Annotated in this window: 16 protein-coding genes and 2 pseudogenes; 10 read left to right on the top strand and 8 right to left on the bottom strand. The window is 41.3% G+C overall.

What is annotated here, in order from left to right; all coding sequences use genetic code 11:
* Positions 1 to 18: 18 nt before the first annotated feature.
* Entirely contained in the window at positions 19 to 1,635 is a 1,617-nt protein-coding gene (locus tag CCS41_RS08175; protein WP_072549701.1) for a peptide ABC transporter substrate-binding protein, read from the top strand.
* Between the two features lie 97 nt (positions 1,636 to 1,732).
* Here the strand turns inward: CCS41_RS08175 and CCS41_RS16080 are convergent, their stop codons facing one another.
* Positions 1,733 to 1,882 carry a hypothetical protein gene (locus tag CCS41_RS16080; RefSeq protein WP_205411406.1) on the bottom strand — a complete coding sequence of 50 codons (150 nt, stop codon included), beginning with the start codon at positions 1,880 to 1,882 and terminating at the stop codon, positions 1,733 to 1,735.
* 262 nt (positions 1,883 to 2,144) lie between these two features.
* On the opposite strand from CCS41_RS16080, the gene slyA reads away from it, so the two are divergent.
* Positions 2,145 to 2,588, top strand: coding sequence for a transcriptional regulator SlyA (gene slyA, locus CCS41_RS08165; protein ID WP_119797462.1), 444 nt, complete (start codon positions 2,145 to 2,147; stop codon positions 2,586 to 2,588).
* 82 nt (positions 2,589 to 2,670) lie between these two features.
* Here the strand turns inward: slyA and CCS41_RS08160 are convergent, their stop codons facing one another.
* The gene (locus CCS41_RS08160) at positions 2,671 to 3,138 is read right to left on the bottom strand and encodes an outer membrane lipoprotein (protein ID WP_072549699.1); all 468 of its coding nucleotides are present in this window, start codon (positions 3,136 to 3,138) and stop codon (positions 2,671 to 2,673) included.
* A gap of 272 nt (positions 3,139 to 3,410) precedes the next feature.
* Here CCS41_RS08160 and pdxH point away from each other — a divergent pair.
* Positions 3,411 to 4,078 (top strand): annotated as a pseudogene (pdxH, locus tag CCS41_RS08155) (pyridoxamine 5'-phosphate oxidase).
* A gap of 115 nt (positions 4,079 to 4,193) precedes the next feature.
* A pseudogene (gene tyrS, locus CCS41_RS08150) lies at positions 4,194 to 5,467 on the top strand (tyrosine--tRNA ligase).
* 268 nt (positions 5,468 to 5,735) lie between these two features.
* On the opposite strand, the gene sodC reads toward tyrS, so the two are convergent.
* Complete coding sequence (gene sodC / locus CCS41_RS08145) at positions 5,736 to 6,275, bottom strand: superoxide dismutase family protein (RefSeq protein ID WP_072549714.1); 540 nt, start codon at positions 6,273 to 6,275, stop codon at positions 5,736 to 5,738.
* Positions 6,276 to 6,498: 223 nt separating this feature from the next.
* A complete protein-coding gene (locus CCS41_RS08140) occupies positions 6,499 to 7,269 on the bottom strand; it encodes a 4'-phosphopantetheinyl transferase family protein (RefSeq protein ID WP_072549696.1) in 771 nt (256 codons plus the stop codon).
* A gap of 308 nt (positions 7,270 to 7,577) precedes the next feature.
* On the opposite strand from CCS41_RS08140, the gene CCS41_RS08135 reads away from it, so the two are divergent.
* From CCS41_RS08135 to CCS41_RS08115, 4 genes are all read left to right on the top strand, one after another.
* Positions 7,578 to 8,720: an alginate lyase family protein gene (locus CCS41_RS08135; protein WP_205411405.1), complete on the top strand. Its 1,143-nt coding sequence runs from the start codon at positions 7,578 to 7,580 to the stop codon at positions 8,718 to 8,720.
* Between the two features lie 183 nt (positions 8,721 to 8,903).
* Positions 8,904 to 9,695, top strand: coding sequence for a hypothetical protein (locus tag CCS41_RS15655; RefSeq protein WP_119963657.1), 792 nt, complete (start codon positions 8,904 to 8,906; stop codon positions 9,693 to 9,695).
* Between the two features lie 197 nt (positions 9,696 to 9,892).
* The gene (locus CCS41_RS08120; RefSeq protein ID WP_072549692.1) at positions 9,893 to 10,441 is read left to right on the top strand and encodes a metal-dependent hydrolase; all 549 of its coding nucleotides are present in this window, start codon (positions 9,893 to 9,895) and stop codon (positions 10,439 to 10,441) included.
* 59 nt (positions 10,442 to 10,500) lie between these two features.
* Positions 10,501 to 11,937 carry an L-cystine transporter gene (locus CCS41_RS08115; protein ID WP_072549691.1) on the top strand — a complete coding sequence of 479 codons (1,437 nt, stop codon included), beginning with the start codon at positions 10,501 to 10,503 and terminating at the stop codon, positions 11,935 to 11,937.
* Between the two features lie 146 nt (positions 11,938 to 12,083).
* Here CCS41_RS08115 and CCS41_RS08110 read toward each other — a convergent pair whose 3' ends face one another.
* The 4 genes from CCS41_RS08110 to proQ form a co-directional block, all read right to left on the bottom strand.
* Complete coding sequence (locus tag CCS41_RS08110) at positions 12,084 to 12,905, bottom strand: N-acetylmuramoyl-L-alanine amidase (RefSeq protein ID WP_072549690.1); 822 nt, start codon at positions 12,903 to 12,905, stop codon at positions 12,084 to 12,086.
* A gap of 135 nt (positions 12,906 to 13,040) precedes the next feature.
* On the bottom strand, positions 13,041 to 13,925 hold the full coding sequence (gene htpX, locus CCS41_RS08105) for a protease HtpX (RefSeq protein ID WP_072549689.1): 885 nt from the start codon (positions 13,923 to 13,925) through the stop codon (positions 13,041 to 13,043).
* A gap of 319 nt (positions 13,926 to 14,244) precedes the next feature.
* Positions 14,245 to 16,314 (bottom strand): carboxy terminal-processing peptidase, encoded by a 2,070-nt coding sequence (prc, locus tag CCS41_RS08100; RefSeq protein ID WP_072549688.1) that lies wholly within the window; start codon positions 16,312 to 16,314, stop codon positions 14,245 to 14,247.
* Positions 16,315 to 16,327: 13 nt separating this feature from the next.
* Positions 16,328 to 17,038 carry an RNA chaperone ProQ gene (gene proQ / locus CCS41_RS08095; RefSeq protein WP_072549687.1) on the bottom strand — a complete coding sequence of 237 codons (711 nt, stop codon included), beginning with the start codon at positions 17,036 to 17,038 and terminating at the stop codon, positions 16,328 to 16,330.
* 255 nt (positions 17,039 to 17,293) lie between these two features.
* Here proQ and infA point away from each other — a divergent pair, with 255 nt between their 5' ends.
* Together infA and rmuC are read left to right on the top strand one after the other, a co-directional pair.
* Positions 17,294 to 17,515 carry a translation initiation factor IF-1 gene (infA, locus tag CCS41_RS08090; RefSeq protein ID WP_072549686.1) on the top strand — a complete coding sequence of 74 codons (222 nt, stop codon included), beginning with the start codon at positions 17,294 to 17,296 and terminating at the stop codon, positions 17,513 to 17,515.
* A gap of 239 nt (positions 17,516 to 17,754) precedes the next feature.
* The gene (gene rmuC / locus CCS41_RS08085) at positions 17,755 to 19,029 is read left to right on the top strand and encodes a DNA recombination protein RmuC (protein WP_240313905.1); all 1,275 of its coding nucleotides are present in this window, start codon (positions 17,755 to 17,757) and stop codon (positions 19,027 to 19,029) included.
* The last annotated feature ends 142 nt before the right edge of the window (positions 19,030 to 19,171 follow it).

Below are 19,171 nucleotides of genomic sequence, written 5' to 3'. Positions count from 1 at the left end.
AAAGTAAGGTTATCGAATATGCGATGTTTTTGTTATCTGTTGTACGCCACTTTGATCACGGCATGTTTGAATTTTGCAACGGCTGCTAATATTCCACCGGGCACCCTGTTAGCTGAGAAACAGGAAATTATGCGTCATATTAAGAATGAACCCGTTTCTCTTGATCCGATCAAAGGGGTCGGCTTGCCGGAAGCGCATGTTATACATGATTTGTTTGAAGGTTTGGTTAATCAGGATGCTGATGGCAATATTATCCCGGGTGTCGCCGAGAGATGGCACACGGCGGATAATCAAACCTACATCTTTACGTTACGCAAAAATGCTCGCTGGTCTAATGGTGATCCTGTGGTTGCTAATGATTTTGTTTATAGCTGGCGTCGTTTGGTTGATCCAAAAAATGTTTCTCCTTTATCTTGGTATGCTCAACTGGCTGGCCTCGATAATGCGAAACAGATTATTGCCGGTCAATTACCAGTAGAAAAACTGGGTGTTATTGCGATAGATAAACGTATCTTGAAGGTACATCTCAACAGGCCAGTGCCTTATTTTACTCGTCTATTGGCAAATTTCAGTATGTTTCCAGTGCATCCGGCAACAGTAGAAAGATATGGTACTGATTGGATTAAAGTCGGTAATTTAGTGGGTAATGGTGCATTTAGGTTGCAAGATCGCGTAGTGAATGAAAGGTTGGTTTTGGTTCCTAATAACTATTATTGGGATCACAGTCATACTGTATTGACTAAAGTGACTTTTATTCCAATCAATCAGGAATCTTATGCAGCTCAACGTTATCAAGCTAATGATATCGATATTACCGAATCTTTCCCGAAACATATGTACCATAAATTGATGCAAGATATTCCTGATCAAGTATATACGCCTGATCAACTGGGAATTTATTATTATGCTTTCAATACCCAGAGAACACCGACCGATGATGCCAGGGTGCGTAAAGCACTGTCATATTCGATAAATCGTAAGATTATTGCTGAGAAAATGTTAGGTACCGGTGAAAAACCTGCCTACAATTTTACGCCTGATGTGACTAATGGTTGCCAAATCACAAAAGGTTTTTTGCAACAACATGATCAAGAAGAGCTGGATGAACAGGCTAAGGCATTGATGTATGCTGCGGGTTATAGTGCTAGTCATCCATTAAAACTGTCGTTATTGTATAATTCTTCAGAGAATAATAAAAAGTTAGCGATTGCTATCGCTTCCATGTGGCGTAAAAAGCTGGGAGTGGAGGTTAAATTGATCAACCAGGAATGGAAAACCTATATTGATAGCCGTAATAGCAGTAAATTTGACGTAATAAGCTCCTCCTGGATCGGTGATTATAATGAACCATCGACCTTCTTATCGTTGTTAACTTCAACCCACAGCGGCAATATTGCTAAATTTAAAGATGCTGAGTATGATCATGTTTTGAACGATGCCAGTATGCAGACAAACAGTGTCGCCTTGAACGATGATTATAATAAAGCCGAAGAGATTATTGCGGAGCAAGCACCCATTGCTCCCATCTATCAATATACCAACGGGCGTTTGATTAAGCCGTGGCTTAAAGGGTATCCGATAACGAATCCGCAAGATATGTCTTATAGTCGCACCATGTATGTGTTGAAGCATTGACTCTGTGTTGCAACGGTGACGTGTTGTAGTAACCGTTGTAATTATGTGTGGCTGGTTTTTTAGGTACAACGTACTTAATTTTTTAAGAACATTGGTGTTACTTTTCCAGGATGACTCGGTTAAACTGCAGTGTAATCGCAATAATCAGCTTTGCTTTAGTGGCCAATTGATTATCATGAACTACTATTCTTGCCAACTGATCATAAATTTGGAGAGTGATATTATAGTCGGCCGTGGGTTTATCCATATTTAAACGACGGAAATAGTAGATAGCAGCGCGGAAAAGTGAGTCCAATAGGAGTGAATGTCAGAGGCGATATACTCTAGATGGGAGTAATTTTTACTATATTTAACCTAAACAGGTATCTCGTTGTAGCTATGTATTCACTATATTGATTGCTTAAGCATGAAATTAGCAGTATATATACATTTATATTTTTAATGTGATTTACTCAAAAGAGATTGGACTCTGGGAATTATGCTAGCACGCTAATTATAAGGAGAAGCAGGTGGAATCGACATTAGGATCTGATTTAGCACGATTAGTTCGTCAGTGGCGGACGAGAATCGATGATAAGCTAAAACCACAGGGGCTGACTCAATCCCATTGGGTTACGTTATCTAATATTCGTAGTTTAGGCGAAGCACCGTCTCAGATACAACTTGCGAAGACTATCGGTATTGAACAACCTTCACTCGTCCGTACTTTGGATCAGTTGGAAGAAAAAGGATTAATAGAACGGCATATTTGTTCCAATGATCGCCGTGCTAAAAAGATATCGTTGACTGATAAGGCAAAGCCGATTATTGAGCAGGCTGATGATATCATCAGAAAAATGGACGAGGAGATCCTCGTCGATATGCCACAAGAGGATGTTAAGCGGCTACTAGAGGTAATTGGGATACTTGAGAGCAATGTTGGGAAATTACAGACCGTGAAAAATGACAAGTAACAAAAAAATCTACTTATTTGTTTACAGCACGACAGCACGCCGGGTTTCATTTGAAATCCCGGCTTTTTTATTAGTGGAATAATTAACGCGGGCTAACAGTGATATTGCTACCGTTGCCAACTAACATGACACGTTGACCCACACTAAATTTGCTTGTACCTTGTTTTTGTACCACTGAAATTGTAGTGCGGTCATCTTTACGAATTTCTAGTTGCACACCTTTAGTGCTATTTAGTTTGCTCTGTATTCCTTGACCCGCAACACCCCCGGCAACCGCGCCCGCTGCTGTCGCTAAGCTTTGTCCTCTGCCACCCCCGATGGTATTACCTACAAATCCACCTAACACTCCCCCAGCAATGGCACCAATGACGTTGGAATCACTCCCTCCTTGAATTTTCACTGGGCGGACAGTTACCACTGTACCGTAAGCTACATTTTGCACTTGTTTCGCCTGATTCGCGCTGAAAGTATCATCTGATAACGTGTTAAGATTGGAACATCCGCTTAAGGTCATTATAGTGAGAGTAACGACAAGTAATGGTTTAATCATAAAAACTCCTATTGAAAATGGATAACCGTTCTCGGGCTGATCACGCTTATTTCTTAAATAATACTAAACGCTGGTTTGATTTTCTGAAAGTATAAAATAAAAAAGAAAGTGATAAGTGGCTGATGCAGTTTGTTCGACAGGAAGAAGACGGTTGAAGTAAAATCGAATTGTGACTACAGGGGAACTATGTTGTACTCCGTGCGCTTCTTTGACTGCATCTTACTCGCTACGGTTGTGAAAGAGGTCTCTTATCCGTGTGTTACTGGGGTTCTATGGCTAATAATGAATTTAATGTCGCAGATGAGCGACGTGAGTACACCCATAATGGCAGATTACACCGAGTGGATTTGCCTTCTGATCCTTTAACTTTGTTCACCAGTTGGTTAAAAAAGGCTTATGAAGCGCGTCTGGTCGACCCTACCGCTATGTGTGTCGCCACTGTAGATAGCGATGGACAACCTTTCCAGCGCGTAGTACTACTTAAGGATTATAGCGTTCGAGGAATGGTGTTTTATACTAATCTGGAGAGTCCTAAAGCTTTACATCTGGCAAAAAATTCTCGTATTAGCTTGCTATTTCCTTGGCATGAGTTAGATCGGCAGGTTATCTTTCTGGGTAAAGCTGAACGGCTAGCCACTGAGGAAGTAAAAAATTATTTCACCCGTCGACCAAGGGACAGCCAGATTGCTGCCTGGGTATCTCATCAATCCGCAAGCATTGCTAATCGAGGGGTATTGGAAAGTCAATTCATTGAATTAGAAAAAAAATTCCGGTCGTCCGATGTTCCTGTGCCGGATTTTTGGGGGGATTTCGTGTGGTTTTTGATAGTGTAGAATTTTGGCAAGGAGGAACGCAGCGCCTCCATGATCGTTTTGTCTACCGGAGGAAAAAAGATTTAGAGGGTACCCGTGACTGGAAAATTGATCGCCTGGCTCCCTAGAACCTATGAGAAATCTATTGTGTTTGTTGATATTTCATCAAAAACAGGCTTCTGGATCGCGGAAACTGTATTTTTAGCCAGATTTTTATCAAAATAACGAATAATGGAGTCATTAATGACGAGTCGTAATCTGATTCAACAATTGCAAGAGCGGGGCTTGTGGCTCAGGTCACGGATGAAAAGGGATTAGTAGACAGATTGGCGCAGGGTTCCATTTCGTTGTATTGTGGTTTCGATCCTACCGCCGACAGTTTGCATTTGGGTCATCTCGTTCCTTTACTCTGTTTAAAACGCTTTCAGTTAGCGGGCCATAAACCGGTTGCACTGATAGGTGGCGCGACAGGACTGATAGGCGATCCCAGTTTTAAAGCGGGCGAGCGTCAGTTGAATGACAAGGAAACGGTTAACCAATGGGTAGAAAAAATTCGTGAGCAGGTTTCGCCGTTTCTCAATTTCGACTGTGGTGACAACAGTGCGATCACAGCCAATAATTTGGATTGGTTTGCTAATATGAAGGTACTGGATTTTCTACGTGATATAGGCAAACACTTTTCGGTTAATAAAATGATTAATAAAGAGGCGGTTGAAAGTCGTTTGCACCGTGATGACAGCGGTATTTCTTTTACCGAATTTTCTTATAATCTGTTACAGGGTTATGATTTCGCTTATTTGAACGACGCCCTAAAGGTAGAGTTGCAAATTGGTGGTTCTGATCAATGGGGCAATATTACTTCAGGTACAGATTTAACACGTCGTTTACATCAAAACCAGGTTTATGGCCTGACAGTGCCACTGATCACTAAAGCTGATGGCACTAAGTTTGGCAAAACAGAAAGTGGTGCCGTTTGGTTAAATGCCAAGAAAACCAGCCCGTATAAATTTTATCAATTTTGGATCAATACTGCTGACACTGATGTTTATCGTTTCCTGAAATTTTTCACTTTTATGACATTGGAAGAAATCAGCGCGTTGGAAGATGAAGATAGAAACAGTGGCAAAGCACCGAAAGCACAACAGGTATTGGCGGAACAGGTCACTGGGCTAGTGCACCGTGAGAAAGGGCTAGCAGCGGCACAACGTATCACACATAGCCTTTTCTCTGGTAATTTATACGAAATGACTGAACAGGATTTTGCTCAATTAGCACAGGATGGTATGCCTGCTATTGAGTTGACCCATGATGCTGATTTGCAACAAGCGCTGGTTAACGCTAAGTTGGTGCCATCGCGAAGTCAAGCTCGTACCCTGATAAACTCGGGTGCAGTTACCCTGAATGGCGTAAAGCAGTTTGATGAGGCGTACTGCTTTACTGAAGCTGATCGCTTGTTTGGGCGCTATAGCTTGCTGCGTCGTGGAAAAAAACATTATCATTTGCTGATTTGGAAATAGATCGTCCACTGTCCATTTAACAAACCTATGCTGTAATAGAAGAATAGACTTCTCGCAAAACCGTAGCGAGTGCTGCAGAGTCAAGGCGCCCGGAGCACAGCAACTGCAGTGTATAGCGAGTAGGATCGCGAGCACCACGTAATGCAGAATTTGCAGCACGGCAGCACGTAGTAGGTTTCACAAGAAGTCTAATGTGAAGAGGGGCGCCCTGGCCTCTCACAACGGGCTGAAATTTAAGCGATGAAAATGGCGCCTGGGTTGTTGATCGTTATTGAACTACGCCATTGGCTATGACACCACAAGCAAAACGAGCACCACCGCCTCCCAATGCTTGAGGATGATCTGAATAATTATCACCATTGATATGGATCATCAATGAACGATTTTCAATTTCTTTTAAAGACTTAATACGTGGAGCTAAAACGGCGTAAGTTGCCATGCCATCGTCATTTACCGGCAATCCGGGTAAATCGCCAAGGTGTCCTTGATCATTATAAGGACCAAGATGACCGCCTGTTGTATTCAAATTAAGATGCCCTCCAGCTTGCAGTGCAACAATGGCTTTTCCCTCTTTTTCACCGGGTTGACAACTCGGATTTTGGTGAACATGGAACCCATGGATCCCTGGTGTTAAATTTTTAAGATCAGGCGCGAAGATCACTCCGTATGACGTTTCTGCTAGTGTGATATCCCCAATATAGTTACCGTTTCCTGATGGCGTTGCCTCGTGCATCTTGACCGTTAGGTTGGATGCAGATGCAACGCCGGAAAAGAGCAGGGAAAATAAGATAACTTTTTTAAATTTCATGTTAATAGTCCATTTTATACACGGGTATTGGTAGGTTTCTTGCGAAGCCTGCTGTGTGGCATTTGTCATCCTTATGTATCCATTACTGCACGCCGGGCATGTTGATTTCACTCGACAAGCCAGCGGTTTACAAGAGGTTGAATGGGTAAATAGCGGCTAGGAGTGTATAATATCTACCGTGTGTCGTCATCACTTCTTTACTAAATCCTTCTCAGGATAAAGATTAACAGACAATCGATGTCTGAACATCTTTGTCGGTATAATTGAAACATCCTTGAAAACAGCGTCCAGCATGGAATTCTGGCGATAAATCACGTAAAAGTTGTAATTCAAAACAGCCTGTTGACAATGAGCAATTGAGCAAACATGCATCCAGAAAATCGAAGTAACAACCCACTTGTGGATAAAGAGCCTTAAATAAACTTTCTTTGGCTGAGAAAACCAGTGTTAGCAACTGATTAAATGGCCAAGGCATCGTTTGTAATTGAAAATATTCTTTCTTTCCTAGGATATTAGGCCATATTTCGGCGACTTTTGTGACTGGCAACCAACTTTCTATATCCAGGCCGATACCACTACTGGTTTTAGCAGAAAGGGTATCAGCAGAGACAGTATGAGCCGGAGAAATGAGTAATGCGGCACAGAGAGCTGTATCGTCATTGTGGCTGATAGAACCAATAATATTGACCGGCCATTGCGGTGCCCGATCGGCACCATTTTCCAGCCGAAAATTTTTCACTCCCAGTACATTTAGCACTTGCTGAGCGACAAAGCGTCCTGCTAAAAATTCTGCGCGGCGTTTTAGTACTGCTTTGTGCAAATTGTGTGGAAAAGAAATATGATAAGTATCAAAGAGAGCATCCTGATAGCTATCAATATCAAAATGACACCTTGCTTGCAATCCCGAATAAAGATATTGCTTATTCATGCCAGCAGTAGCAATGGCAGAAAAGGTGAAATTGCGGATAAAAGGTAACTTGATCGATAAATTCATAAAAATTTTCCTGATTAGCGATTTCATTATGTGGTTAATTTTACAGTAAAAAATATCTTATTATCCTGTATGAGATCGATGAATTAAAGTTAATATACTAATAAAAAATCGTTTAATCCTTTTTCTCGATTACTTGTTATATTACTTACCATTGACCTTCATTTTTAGCGGAGGTCAGAAAATAAAAAATATGCGCGTCAACGTTGTTTATTGTAAGTTCGCGCCGTTATTAAACGGAAAAAGGGAATTAGCGGATGTTAGCCAGGGTAATACGTTGTTTTTTTATTATATTGATATCGATAGCTATATTGTTAACCACTTTGGTCGGTAAATTAGCCGCACAATCATTTTTTAAACATCCTGGTATTTTGGTCAGTATCGAGCAATTAGATTACGTAAAACAGAGAATTACTGCCGGCGAGGAGCCCTGGTCATCAGTTTTTGACGTGGTAAAGCAAGACTCTTTAGCAAAGTTAGATTATCAACCTGATCCTTGGTTTGCTGTGAACTGTGGTAGTTATTCCAGGCCTAATTGGGGTTGTTCAGATGAGATTAAAGATGCGCGTGCGGCGTATACGCAAGCGCTGCTTTGGTATTACAGTGGGGATAAAGTTTATGCGGAAAATGCTATTAACATTATCAATGCCTGGTCATACAATTTCACTGGTGGGCACAGTGGAGCAAATGAAGTTTTACAGGCCTCTTGGGCAGGGGCATTATGGCCACGGGCGGCAGAAATAATTCGCCATACTTACGATGGCTGGAAAAATAAAGATGTGCAGCAATTCGAAAATATGTTAAGGATGCAGTATTTGCCTTCTGTGACAAAATCCATTGTTTGCTATCATGGGAACTGGCTGGCAGCCTCCATCGAGGCGAGGGCCAATATCGCTATTTTTCTCGAAGATATAAAACTTTACCGTAAAGCAATAAGAATGTGGCGTGAAAGTGTGCCTGCTTATATTTATCTTGAATCGGATGGCATATTACCAAGGCAACTACCAGGCTGTTGGCGTAATAAACAAAAATTAATTGCCTACTGGCAAGGGCAAAGAACCTTTGTCAATGGCTTGACTCAGGAAACCTGTCGAGATCTTGAACATATGGCGTATGCTTTGGCGGGTTTTATTAATGTTGCAGAAACTGCTTACATTCAGGGATTAGATCTTTATGGTGAACAGGAAGAACGTTTTACATCGGTGATGGAATTTCATACTAAATATAAAAATAAGGGTTCTATTCCTCATTACATCTGTAATAGAGAATTTAAGTTGGATATGAAGGGAACCTTAGAGATCGCTTATAATCATTACGCGGTACGACGATCGAATAGGAAAGACTTGCCTCATACTTGGCAGTGGTTGAGCGAAAGATGGCCTGCTAAAGGGCATTTTCATTATGTTTGGGAAATTTTGACACACGGTAATATTGGCAACGCGGGTATTGATTAATTAGGAATGGATAAAAAAACATTATTTTTTATTAAGTAATAGGTACTTGCTATTATCCAGGTATTCACCTTATGTAATACAGAAATAAAAGAGTAATAATTGAAGTATGAGATCTCATTTAAAATAAATTATAAAAATTTTTTATCATAATAAAAATTTGTATTTTTTTGATGAGGGGAAATTATGCTTAATAATATTTCAAAGACTCTAATAAATGCAGCAAAAATGGTAACTGCACACGGAGGAACAGAACTATCAAATGTGGCTGTTTCATTAAAAAATATAACAAACTTTAATATTATACCCGTTAGACTAATGATGGCAACTTCACCTAAATACTCAGCACTATTTTCTCCGCACACATTAAGAAAACAGGACCCTAATCTATGCTACAGTAACTCTCTAAAAATAATAAATAAAAGTGTGACAAAAAAACCCATGAACTTACTGAGTAAAGTTAGAAAATATATGTTAGGGAATATTGATTATATTGAATTACTCTCAAGTAGTAATGAAAAAATCATTCAAACGATAGGAGAAAAAATAAAGGGATCAGGAATGGTTGCTCTACGAGGGCATGGGATCGCCAGAACTGACTCTGCTTATACTACACATCATGTTGTTGTTATCACGGATATTTTTATTTGTCATGGTCGAAAAATTGCCTTAATGATTGATACCGATGATACAGTAGAAAATAAATCTTGTGATAATGAAGAGAGTATCCGTCTCGTTGATTTAGAAAATATGATCACTGTTGCTCGTGCAGGAGCAATGAAATTTCTATCTGATAACCATATGAATAATACTGAAGGATTGTTGTCTATCTCATTTATTCATCCACATCTTGTCGCCGAAGAATACAGACTCGATCCTGTTAGCAAAGGATGTATTACGGATTATTTAGAAGAAAGTTGGAAAACCGGTAGTGTTTGTGTTGAATATGCGAATATTGGAGGCACTTTAAATACTTAATAAGAGTAAAAGAGGTGAGTTTTGAAAAAATGCTCACTTCGCTTCTGCCTATCTCCCAAGTGAACCAGTATACAGTTTTATTTATTAAATATTATATAATTTTATAACGAAACATTTTGTTACGGTGTCACTACTATTATCACCAAAGAAAATCCCATATACTGATAGAATTCATAGCCACTGATATGGACCTTTGTATGACTGGGGAAGGGCACTTGATTTTTTCTGTCGCCTGTGTTGTTTTTGCCCAAAAAGCCAGATTAACACCAGAACTTGCACAAGGCGATTGGTGGCATATAATCCCAGCAGCATTGCTGGCGTCTCTGTTACCTGATATAGATCATCCAAGTTCCATTCTTGGTCAGCGATTAAGATGGATTTCGTTGCCTATGGCCAGGCTTTTTGGTCATCGTGGTTTTACCCACAGCTTGCTGGCAATTATTGGTGGTATGGTCTTGTTTCGTTCGGATATTTCTGCTCATTGGTTTTTTCCACCAGATGTATTGCATGCTATGATTATCGGCTATTTCAGCCATCTGTTAGCAGATATGCTGACACCGGCTGGTGTCCCTCTACTTTGGCCTTGTCGCTGGCGTTTTTGTATTCCATTACTCAATACTAGCAAGAATAATCAGTCAGAACGTGTATTCTGTATATTGTTGCTGGGTTGCGCACTTTTTTGGCAATCTGATACCGTTACCTTGTTATTATCTTACATTGAGCAGCTAAGAAATTTTAGCTTCTAATTGCATCACAGAGTGCGACAATCCGACCGTCGTATCACATAAATTTTGGAGGTCTGGGGATGAATCCACCACTTGTGGTTAACGTGCTGGTATTTATTGCATTGTTATTGTTGTTGGCACAAACTCCGCGTAAGCAATTGTGGCATAAGCTTTTTCGACGCAAAACGTCTTATTACCGCCCCTGGAGTTTGGCCAAGAAAGTTTTAATTGGGCTTATTATAGGAACTTTCTTTGGTTTGGCACTCCAGCTTGTTTATGGTGCTGATAACCCGATATTAAAAGAATCAATGAGTTGGTTTAATATTGTTGGTAGTGGGTATGTTCAATTATTACAAATGATTGTAATGCCATTGGTTTTTGTCTCTATTTTAAATGCCATCGCTAAATTACAGGATGCTTCTTCTCTCGGTAAAATTAGCCTATTCACGATTACTACCCTGTTATTCACCACTCTGATTGCTGCTCTGGTCGGTGTGCTAGTGACCAATTTATTTGCTTTGACTGCTGCAGGTTTGGTACCAGGCACAGAAGAAACAGCGCAACTTAGTGTGATTACTCATCATTACATGAATAGGGTCGCTGATTTGACTGCTCCTCAGCTAATTCTTTCGTTTATCCCGAAAAATCCCTTTGCAGATCTGACGGCTTCTAGCCCCACTTCAGTGATTAGTCTTGTTATTTTTGCCACTTTTTTAGGGATTGCTGCTCTGGAACTACTGAAAAGTGATCGAGAAAAAGGCCAACGTGTATTAGTGGCGATTGATACTCTGCAAGTTTGGGTGATGAAATTGGTTCGATTGGTCATGAGATTGACACCTTATGGTGTTTTGGCATTGATGACAAAGATAGTTTCAGGTTCAAATATTCATGACATTATTAAATTAGGGGGCTTTGTTGTTGCTTCTTATGTGGGGCTAGGTATCATGTTTATCGTTCATGCCCTGCTATTATCTCTGAGCGGTGTCAATCCTTTTAGATTCTTTAGGAAAGTGTGGCCGGTATTGACTTTTGCTTTTACCAGCCGTTCCAGTGCCGCCAGTATCCCATTAAGTGTGGAGGTGCAAACCCGTCGCTTGGGTATATCTCAATCCATTGCCAGTTTTGCTGCTTCTTTTGGTGCCAGTATTGGGCAAAATGGTTGCGCGGGGCTGTATCCGGCGATGTTAGCGGTGATGGTGGCACCTACTGTCGGTATTAACCCTTTAGACCCAACTTGGATCCTAACGCTGCTTGCGGTGGTGACTATCAGTTCTGTCGGGGTCGCTGGGGTAGGGGGAGGAGCTACCTTTGCCGCGTTGATTGTGCTGCCGGCTCTCGGTTTGCCTGTCACATTGGTTGCGTTACTGATTTCTATCGAGCCACTAATCGATATGGGGCGCACTGCATTGAATGTCAATGGCTCTATGATCGCCGGAACCATAACCAGTCAATTGATGAAACAAACTGATAAATCCATCATGGATAGCGAAGACGATGTGACATTATCTTCGCATTAACCCTTCTCAGCACTCCGCGCTTTTAGCGCACGTAACCCTGAGAGAGAAGGGTCCACTGTCTTTTAATGGTCTTCCTGCTAGCTCGACATTTTTTCTCGTTTTTTTATTCGGCAGCCAGAATTACAGACTGCCTTTTGCATCAGCTATTAAGATCGATATTGGGTCACCAGTGCTTTTGCAATGGCTTCTGTTTCTATGTCTGGTATCCCAGAAAAATTGGTTGGTCTAAAGTGCATCTGGAACGCACTGATAACTCTTTTTGTTTCGGTATCCAATTTGCCAGTTTGTGGGATGGTATAGCCATATTGAGCCAATATTTTCTGTATGCTACTGACCGAGGTTATAGCGTATTTATTTCTGTTACCGATATATTGTGTGACTAGCGAATCATCCGGCCAAGCACCTATACCCTTTTTAGCCAAGCGGTGCCATGGAAAAAATGGACCCGGATCAAATTTTCTTTGTGGGGCGATATCACTATGACCGACAATATCCGTTGGTGCGATTTTATAACGCTTAACAATATCTTTGGCTAAATATTCGATAAGTTCAATTTGCTGTTCATTAAATGGATACCATTTTTTACCAAAAAAACTTTTTGTAAAGCCTAAATTAACGATTTCAACACCGATAGAAGTGTCATTCAAATTATTACGGCCTTGCCAATGACTCACGCCTGCATGCCAAGCTCTTTCATGTTCAGCGACAAGTTGTAATACCACAGGTTTACCCTGCTTTTTTTGCGGATGGCTAAGCACAAGGTAATGAGCACTGACCTGTCCTTGTGTCAGTATTTTTTTTGAAGCGGTATCATCAACAGCGGTGTAGTGTAAAACCAGGAAACGCACGCGATCATTTTGTGCGACGGCGGACGTATTGGTATCGACTTTGTATTCGCCGCGATCAATTAGCCGATGGCTGCATCCGGTGATAAGTAATGCGAGAACAATTACTGCTAATTTACTCATTATGTTACTTCCCCATTAACCGCTATTAGAACCTGTTCCAAATCTCTTCTCCAGCTGCCTTGACTTCACGTAATGAACTACGGTTTTACTAGAAATCTATTCAACGAAACCTTGATAACGAGTACGAGTAGCAAGTTATTTTAGATACTGACTTGAACGCAAAGCTTCGATACGTTTATCCAACGGTGGGTGTGACATAAACAATTCGCTGAAAGAACGAGATTTACCATTAATGCAAAAGGCCATCATACTACCGGCTTCCTCTGGTTCATGGCTAGTTTTTAATCGTTGCAACGCTGCGATCATCTTTTCACGCCCGACCAATTTCGCAGAACCGGCATCGGCATGAAATTCACGGTAGCGGGAAAACCACATAGTGATGATGCTAGCCAGAATACCGAATACCAGTTCTAACACCATAGATACAACAAAGTAAACTATCGGATTACCCGAACTATTTTCTTCTCCTTCCGCCCGATCACCGGAAAGAAAACCTGCCGCTGCTTGAGCAATCAGCCTCGAAATAAAGATAACAAAGGTATTCACAACACCTTGGAGCAGGGTCATAGTCACCATATCACCATTAGCAATATGACTGATCTCATGTGCAATAACCGCCTCGGCTTCATCACGACTCATATTTTGTAACAAACCGCTGCTGACCGCAACTAAAGAGGCATCCCTGCGTGCACCGGTGGCAAAAGCGTTAATATCCGGTGCCTGATAAATAGCGACCTGTGGCATTGCAATGCCGGCTTGTTGTGATTGTTGCAGAACGATATGCAATAACCAGCGCTCAGTTTCGTTACGCGGTTGTTCTATGACTTCGCCGCCTACTGAACGCAACGCCATCCATTTTGACATCAGCAGCGAGACAATCGAACCGCCAAAACCGAACAGTGCTGCCATAATCATCAGTCCTGGCACACTGCTTGACTGGATCCCTGTCAGGCTGAGAATCAACCCAAAAACTAGCATCACCGCCAAATTGGTGAGAAGGAAAAGAGCTATACGCATCATAAAAGTTATTTCCTTATTGTTTAGCTAACACAACTATTTGGTTAGCGCAATTGTTTGGTTAATAAGAGAGTGCAATTAATACGATCCTTTGGTAAGTACATGGATTTATTACACTCATCCTATGGGCATCTGGCAAATTTTCAAGCTTTTTTCCGTATTAACCCGCTAAATAGATATTCGATTTTTTGCAAAACCTACTATATGTTTGCAAACACGAGCCGCGAATTTTGCGTTACGTGGTGCTCGCAATCCGTACCCTGCAGTTACTTGCTCCAGGCGCTTGACTTCGCATACCAACTACGATTTTGCAAGAAGTCTATTATTTTAGCGTTGGCGGTGAGTTAACTGTGTTTAATACGGTGTTTTTAACCTGATTTTTTTCAAGTTGAGCCAGATCGAGAGCGATACGGACGCTTTCATCCAAATATGAATCGGGTCCCTGATAATTTTTGGGTAAATCCGTCAACATTTTTAGTGGTTTCTTGCCTTGTCGCTTAAAGCGTTCATTAAGGCGTGTCAAGCGGGTTGCATCGTCATCGTTATTTTCTTTTACACGTTGTGCATAATTTAAGGAAACGATATTTTTTTTGTCTTTTAAGCTATTGTAACGAGCAATATCTTTTTCAATATTCTGGAATTCAGGATCAGCAGCAATACGTTCGGCATGTTTCTTTAATAAAGCCGCTTCTAACGATTGCACATTGCCTATTTTCCTATAATTTGTAGCTTTAATGCTATCCCAAGGGAGCGCGTTATCTTCAATGTCTTCACCGCTTGCTGCCGGATCGGTACTTGTTGGCAGCACGATATCGGGTGTCACGCCTTTACGCTGTGTACTGCCGCCATTAATACGATAAAATTTTTGAATGGTATATTGCACTGACCCTAATATGGGCCATTCTGGGCGCAACATTTGATCGTAAATCCGGTTCAATGAACGATATTGCTGCACTGTTCCTTTGCCGAAAGTGGGTTCTCCGACGATGACGGCTCGACCGTAATCCTGCATCGCCGCGGCAAATATTTCAGAGGCTGAAGCGCTGTAACGATCTACCAGTACTACCAATGGATCTTTATAGTAAATTTTGTCATCAGTATCATTATCCTCACGCACTTTACCGTTGTTATCCTTCACCTGGACCACAGAGCCTTTTGGGATGAATAACCCGGAAAGTGACACTGCTTCAGTCAGCGCTCCACCGCCATTACCACGTAGATCAATGACGAGACTGCTGATATTTTTTTTCGCCAATTTTGCTAACTGAACTTTAACATCCTCGGTAAGGCCAACATAAAATCCTGGGATATCCAATACAGCAACTTTCTCTTTATCGACGGTTTTCAGCGACATTTTCACCGCGCGATCTTGCAAACGTATGTGTTCACGAACTAGAGTGACAGTGTTATGTTTACTGCCTTTACCTGCAGATAGTATGTCGAGACGTACCTTAGTGCCTTTGGGGCCTTTGATTAATGCGACAACATCGTCTAGACGCCAACCAATCACATCGATCATCGGTTTACCTGCCTGACCAATTCCGACGATACGATCGCCTACTGCAATCGCTTTACTTTTCATCGCAGGTCCACCCGCAACCATAGAATTGATTACCGTATAGTCGTCCTCCATCTGCAACACTGCCCCAATCCCTTCCAAAGACAGGCTCATCTCGGTATTGAATTGCTCGGTATTGCGCGGTGAAAGATAGTTGGTATGAGGATCGATCTCATGCGCAAAGGCATTAATAATCAGTTGAAATACGTCTTCACTGTTACTCTGTGTCAGACGCTTCATGACTGAATGATAGCGCTTAGTTAGCGTATCTTTAATTTCCTGGTCAGTCTTACCGGCTAATTTAAGATTAAGCTGATCAAATTTTACTCTGGCATCCCAAAGCGTATTTAATTCGGTTTTACTGGTTGCCCAGGGTGCTTTAGTACGATCGAGATCAATACTATCATTACCGTTAAATATCATAGGCTTATCAAGTACAGAGAGTGCATATTGATAGCGTTCAAACCGGCGTTTTTGTGCGAGATTAAATAACGCATAGGGGCTTTCTAGTTGACCAGATTTTAATTCGTTTCCCAAATCGTATTTTTTAGCGGCAAACTGAGCTATATCGGATGCCAGCAACACATTATGACTGTAATCCAACATATTGAGGTAGCGATCAAATATCTGTGCGGAAAATTTATCGTCTAGATAAAATTGCCGATAATGGGAATGAACAAATAATGAGGTTATACGCTCACTGAGTGTCGAGTGTTGACGTTCCTGATGCAATTGCGGCAGTTGATCAATACGATAACCATTATCGCCCGCGTAACCGATAGCCGTTGTAAAAAACAAGTAAGCAATGAGAGTTAGTTTGACTAATTTTTTCATGCGGAGCCTCGTATTAGAACTGTACATGCTCGGCGCGAACAATCATCGCCAGACCAGAAGATAATTGTACTCGTACGCCGTTTTTAGCAATTTCCAATATGATTGCATTCATTGCATTTTTGCCTGCTTTCACTTTAATTTCTTGACCAATTTTTAGGTTAGATATCTCTGTAGGCGGCATAGAATCTGGTAGGTGTGCTTTCGTCGTTGGGTTAGCTGAACTGAACTGCTGTGCAGGGTTTTTCTGCAATGACAGTTTGTTTTCAGCAACAGTGATTTTCTGGGTGTACGGCTCCGCTCTTTTCCCTTCGAAGTGTGCTCGCCGTGATTGCGGGATGTCACCTGTAGCCAATGCAGTTTCACGTTTTTTGACTTTTTGCCCGCGTTGTAACTGGACTCGAGCTTTAGCCTCTGTAAGCTGTTTGCGGGCATGGTCAACATGTTGTTGTTCCAGTACACCACAGGTTTTTCCATCTAGATCAATGCGTTCAGTGCCAACCTTGATTTCATAAAGATAGCGCCAGCTTGAGGTATAAAGCCGTAGCGCAGTACGTAATTTTGTTTTACTGAGCGGATCCAATTGCCGAATACGCTCGACCAAATCTTGAAAAATCCCGATCTTTAGTGGGAATGTTTTGCCTTCTGTAGTGAAACAAAGTGGAAACTGCTCGGCTAGAAAGGCGATGATTTCTTTGCTACTGTTCAACTTAGGTTGATTTTCCATGAAATTTCCTGATTACAACGAGTTTGCCAACCAGCGTAGGCGTGACAGACGCCATTATAATGGCACTATCAATAATTGCTATGTTATCCGAGTATCAACTTGCTGTCTGTTTGACAAAATGTAAACATAAAGGCGGTTATTGGGAGAGAAAGTGCTCCCACTGTGTGATGACATGCGACACGTCTTTACATAATGTGGATTTTTCGGCATGATCCCGCCGGTTAAAAATCGAGGTAGTGACATCTAGAGGATTCGATGGCAAAAAAAGAAGATAATATTGAAATGCAGGGTACCGTTCAAGATACGCTGCCAAATACTATGTTTCGTGTTGAACTGGAAAACGGGCATGTTGTGACCGCTCATATTTCCGGTAAAATGCGTAAAAATTATATCCGTATTCTGACGGGCGACAAGGTTACTGTAGAGTTGACCCCGTATGATTTGAGCAAAGGCCGTATCTCGTTCCGTAGCCGTTGATGAGCTAGTTTTTTGTAAAAGTCTAGACCTCCGTAGACAGCATAATTTCCTAACTGACTGTCGAAGGTCTGGGCGTTTATACTTCCAACGAAATTCCCCGTAGCAAATGTTCCCTCTGTTTTGTTTCTTTTTATAGAGACATTAGGATGCTATTTTGCAGCACATAATAGGTTTTGCAAGAAGTCTAATGAGTCGGAGGAGTTGTGGCCATTAATGTGTTTTATGTATTAGCGGGTTTTTTGCTTAGTGTGCTATTAGGTGGATTGTTAGTGGTCAGTATGACCAAGCTGCAACAACTGGCTCATTGGCGTAATCAGTGTGGGCAACTTAATCAGGAGCTACATACTCAACGTGAAGTGAATAGCACTCAAAAAGCCGAGTTACACGAGGCTAGGGTTCGTTTGGAAGAAACCCAGCTTGCCTCCGATGAAAAACAGCGTTTATTGTTAGACAGTGAACAACGCCTGATAATCCAGTTTGAAAATTTAGCTCATCGTATCTTTGAACAAACGGGGCGTCGGGTAGATGAACAGAATAAGCAGAGTTTAGACCGCCTTCTGCTGCCATTGAATGAGCAATTAAATAGTTTTCGTCGTCAAATTCAAGAGAGCTATGGTCAGGAAGCTCGTGAACGTCATACTTTGACGCATGAAATTCGTAGTCTGCAGCAATTGAACACACAAATGGCAAACGAAGCGATTAATCTGACGAAAGCTCTTAAAGGGGATAATAAAATACAGGGTAATTGGGGAGAAGTTGTACTGAGCAAGGTATTAGAAGCATCAGGGTTGCGAGAAGGTCATGAATACCAAACACAGGTGAGTATTAAGGTGGATAACAATAGCCGTATGCAACCTGATGTTATTGTGCGTTTACCTCAGGATAAAGATGTTGTAATCGATGCTAAAATGTCATTAGTGGCTTATGAACGCTACTTTAACAGTGAAGATGAAGCACAAAGAGAACTTGCACTTAATGAGCATATTGCCTCGTTACGAGGGCATATTAGGGTATTAGGCAAAAAAGACTATCAGCAGCTTCTTGGTTTACGTTCCCTCGATTATGTTTTGATGTTTATTCCTATTGAACCGGCATTTTTAGTTGCTATTGATCGACAACCTGAGTTAATCAATGAGGCATTGCAATCCAATATCATGTTGGTGAGTCCAAATACCTTGCTGGTGGCTTTACGTACCATCAATAACTTGTGGCGTTATCAATATCAAAGTGATAATGCTCAACGGATCGCTGAACGGGCATCCAAACTTTATGACAAATTGCGTCTATTTGTTGATGATATGGAATCAGTGGGGCAAAGCATCAATAAAGCCCAGATAACTTATCACCAGGCAATGAATAAGCTGGTTCAAGGCCGTGGTAATCTAATAAGGCAAGCAGAAAGTTTTCGTTCCTTAGGGGTGGAAATAAAAAAGCCCATTAGCCCAATATGGGTGGAAAAAAGCGGTGTAGAGTATGAGATCGAGAGCGATCCAGATTTATTGAGTTCAGAATAAAGTGTACAAATTTATTAAATAAATTTAACTTGATGTTATATAAGAGTAAATTTAAATTTTATCTAAAACGTTGCGCTGTTTATTAATCTTTTCACGTTGATAGCTCAAAGTTTGGCCTTTCATCTGAGAACAAAAATGCGTA

This window comes from Candidatus Fukatsuia symbiotica, assembly GCF_003122425.1.
Classification (GTDB): domain Bacteria; phylum Pseudomonadota; class Gammaproteobacteria; order Enterobacterales; family Enterobacteriaceae; genus Fukatsuia; species Fukatsuia symbiotica.
Note: the sequence above shows the minus strand (reverse complement) of the source record. Positions and strands in the feature narration are given on the sequence as shown.